1 tRNA gene is annotated in these 223 nt (G+C 50.2%); it reads left to right on the top strand.

The window, feature by feature from the left end:
• Positions 1 to 57: 57 nt before the first annotated feature.
• Positions 58 to 139 (top strand) — tRNA-Leu (locus KY305_RS19810).
• Positions 140 to 223: the final 84 nt, after the last annotated feature.

The raw sequence follows: 223 nt of genomic DNA, 5'->3' as shown, positions 1-223 counted from the left end.
ATCTGACTTTTAATCAGAGGGTCGAAGGTTCGAGTCCTTCATGGCTCACCATTTTACGCGGGTGTGGCGGAATTGGCAGACGCGCTAGACTTAGGATCTAGTGTCTTATGACGTGGGGGTTCAAGTCCCTTCACCCGCATTATACAGGATAATTTATGTATATCCTGTACGCGGAAGTAGTTCAGTGGTAGAACACCACCTTGCCAAGGTGGGGGTCGCGGGT

The organism is Bacillus sp. YC2 (assembly GCF_019891195.1).
Lineage (GTDB): Bacteria > Bacillota > Bacilli > Bacillales > Bacillaceae > Bacillus.
This window is presented reverse-complemented; position numbering and strand designations above follow the sequence as displayed.